Source organism: Pseudobutyrivibrio sp. ACV-2, assembly GCF_900107545.1.
Classification (GTDB): domain Bacteria; phylum Bacillota; class Clostridia; order Lachnospirales; family Lachnospiraceae; genus Pseudobutyrivibrio.
This window is the reverse complement of sequence record NZ_FNQZ01000042.1, coordinates 1-2,625: the sequence shown is the minus strand read 5'-3', so window position 1 is coordinate 2,625 and position 2,625 is coordinate 1. Positions and strand designations below refer to the sequence as shown.

At 32.7% G+C, this 2,625-nt stretch carries 4 protein-coding genes and 1 tRNA gene; all 5 read right to left on the bottom strand.

The features are described 5' to 3' along the window. Positions 1-249 precede the first annotated feature (249 nt). Entirely contained in the window at positions 250-540 is a 291-nt protein-coding gene (locus BLV53_RS16775) for an alpha/beta hydrolase (protein ID WP_090302764.1), read from the bottom strand. A gap of 129 nt (positions 541-669) precedes the next feature. Then, positions 670-1,011, bottom strand: a complete 342-nt coding sequence (locus BLV53_RS16770; protein WP_090302763.1) for a phenylpyruvate tautomerase MIF-related protein — start codon at positions 1,009-1,011, stop codon at positions 670-672. 40 nt (positions 1,012-1,051) lie between these two features. After that, entirely contained in the window at positions 1,052-1,243 is a 192-nt protein-coding gene (locus BLV53_RS16765) for an MBL fold metallo-hydrolase (RefSeq protein ID WP_139299000.1), read from the bottom strand. A gap of 139 nt (positions 1,244-1,382) precedes the next feature. After that, positions 1,383-1,733 (bottom strand): hypothetical protein, encoded by a 351-nt coding sequence (locus BLV53_RS16760; RefSeq protein ID WP_090302761.1) that lies wholly within the window; start codon positions 1,731-1,733, stop codon positions 1,383-1,385. A 682-nt stretch (positions 1,734-2,415) separates the two neighbouring features. After that, positions 2,416-2,484: transfer RNA gene (locus BLV53_RS16755), tRNA-Pro, on the bottom strand. Positions 2,485-2,625: the final 141 nt, after the last annotated feature.

The following is a 2,625-nucleotide window of genomic DNA, read 5'->3' as shown; positions in this document are numbered from 1 at the left end:
CTCCCTTGTTTTGTTTTTTCGCAAAAATAACTTTATCACAAAGAAGGATGTTCTTTTTTATTTATTCAATTTTCCGAGTGAAATTTTACTCTAGCAAACCTCACTCCTCTATGTAATAATCGTTTCCTTTATTTATCATAAAAATAGCCAGATAAATCAATTAAATCCATGGCTGGTAATCAATATAGAATTCCTTAAACGTTAGTCTCCAAGGATGCTTTATTAATACCCATCCAACCAAATCAAATACTATACAAATGATTGCCCATAATTTAGAGCTGTTGGATATGGATGAAACAAAGATAGGTGATAACCTGGTGCAACTACAACTACACCATGATTTCTCACAAGATCAATGGCTCTACTCATATAAGCCATCTCTTTAAAACCGGTAGCATATCCACCACCATGTATCCATAATACCCCAGGTGCATTTTCAGGCTTATTGATAGGCCTCAGTATAAGCATGGGCACGGTTTTACCATTTACATATATTTTCCTAATCTGTTTTTCTATACCTTTTGTATTAACACAAAGCATACTTCTTTAATTCCTTAATATATTCGCTATTCAGGTATTTACAGCACTCTTCCACATATATAAGCCGTGAATTTTTGTTTTATTACAGGCTTTACAAAGCAGAATAAGCAAACCTCTCTTCTCTATTCATTAGAAATTACTTCCATTCCAGCCCCAGTCATTTACAGGATGATATGTCACATACACAGAATTACCTGGGATACCGAGTTTCTCTGAAAATAAGTCACATATCTGCCCCGTTAGCTTATCATATGATTCAGATGGTGCATTTCCATATAGGCTAACTGATATATATGCTCCCTTTTCTAATTTCTTACCTCCAAGCCATAAATCATAGGCATCATCGATACCTACCATAAGATAAGTTTCTGACTTACCAAGTGTATTAATAAGTTTTCCAAATTCTGATTTAAGTTCTTCCTTTAATTCAGATGTAACTGGTATTGTTATTTTTGAATCGATAAATGGCATAGCAAATCCTCCTGTATTCTTTAATATTATAATTCAAATCTTAGAAACTTAGTTTAATTGCCACATTTATTGAAGATTTAACCTTATCTTTAAATATGGCAGCATCATTTTTAGAGTCTACTATACTGCCATAGTGAACAGGTATTACATAGTTTGGGTTAAGCTCATTAACATACTCTGCAGCCTTTTTTGCATCCATGATATATGTCCCACCTATAGGAACACTAGCAATGTTACACTTTACTTCCTTTGCCTAATGCTATTATTTTAAATTTCCTTAATGTGAATTGTCTATATGAATTAAATAGTAAATTTAGGTAGCTTACAAAAAGGATCTGGCTTTCACCAGACCCTTACCCTTCATTTTTTATTTAATTGGCAACCTCAACTAAAGAGCATGAAGCATGTTTTGTAGTTACGCTTCCGTTCTCGTCTTCTTTAACAATGTCGTAATCAAATGAATGTGAGATAAAAATAATGCTATCTGAAGTATCATAATATCTATAATCACATTCATAATCAGGTGCTTCTTTAACAGAAACCTTTATATCCTTAGATACATTAGTTACATGATAATTGAAAAAGATTATTCCACCCAATATAAAATCACGCATATATCTTTCAGCGTCCTGTATATTAGTAGCCTTTCCCATTAGTTCTTCATTGATAACCTCATTTATGTCGTTGTACTCGGTTACCTTAAGCTTAAATTTTTTCCCCATTACATTATGCCTCCTCAATAAAGTTTCAGTAAATAATATTAATATATATATAATATATAATTTCTCTATATTTTGCCACTTAAATTGAACGATTTTTACTTTTTATACCCTCATATTTGGAAAATTCACATCGCATATTTTAATAATTATCATTTATATGCAGAATGATCCGTCAAAATTGGTGTCACTACTAAGTCATTTATTCTTTACTGACCTATCCGGTTCTAGTCCAATTATATTGTCAGCCCAAACATATTCTCTCAAACACTTTTTATGTTCTTGTTGAACCTTGAGAATATCCTTAGCCGTATGATTTTCATATAAACTGGTATTTCTTTCATTACTCTTGGAATTTGGCCTACTTAATCCCCATGGTAGTGAGTCAAAAAAATACCATGGCAATTAGCATCTGAATATTCCAAACAACAATCCTACTAATGCAAATGGTATAACCAATACTCCACACATCCACGCTCCTATATTCATTGTTCATTTCCCCTTAAAGACTCCGATTTGTTTTATAGAATTATTCTAATTGTTCTATACACAAAGATACAGCCCATGAAAGTGAGCCGCAATTCATAACATTATTTAACTGTAAATAGTAACAGGCCTCAATTTTACTTGATTTTACACAAAAATAAGCACTGAACTGCAATTATTCAGTGCTTACAAATAAGCGTGCGTGAAAAGATTCGAACTCTTGACACCTTGGTCCCAAACCAGGTGCTCTAGCCAAACTAAGCTACGCCCCTATTTTTATATGTTTTTTAAAATAGCAAGCCTGTCCCAGATGAGTACCGCTTGCTAACACTTTATAGCAACCTCAAAACTTCATACAGCATTAAAGAATTATCTTTCTACATATCTTTACCTTAGAATAAACCTTCGA

Coding starts and splice junctions, on each gene's coding strand:
- BLV53_RS16775 (WP_090302764.1), bottom strand. CDS start 540: ATGCTTTGTGTTAATACAAAAGGTATAGAAAAACAGATTAGGAAAATA.
- BLV53_RS16770 (WP_090302763.1), bottom strand. CDS start 1,011: ATGCCATTTATCGATTCAAAAATAACAATACCAGTTACATCTGAATTA.
- BLV53_RS16760 (WP_090302761.1), bottom strand. CDS start 1,733: ATGGGGAAAAAATTTAAGCTTAAGGTAACCGAGTACAACGACATAAAT.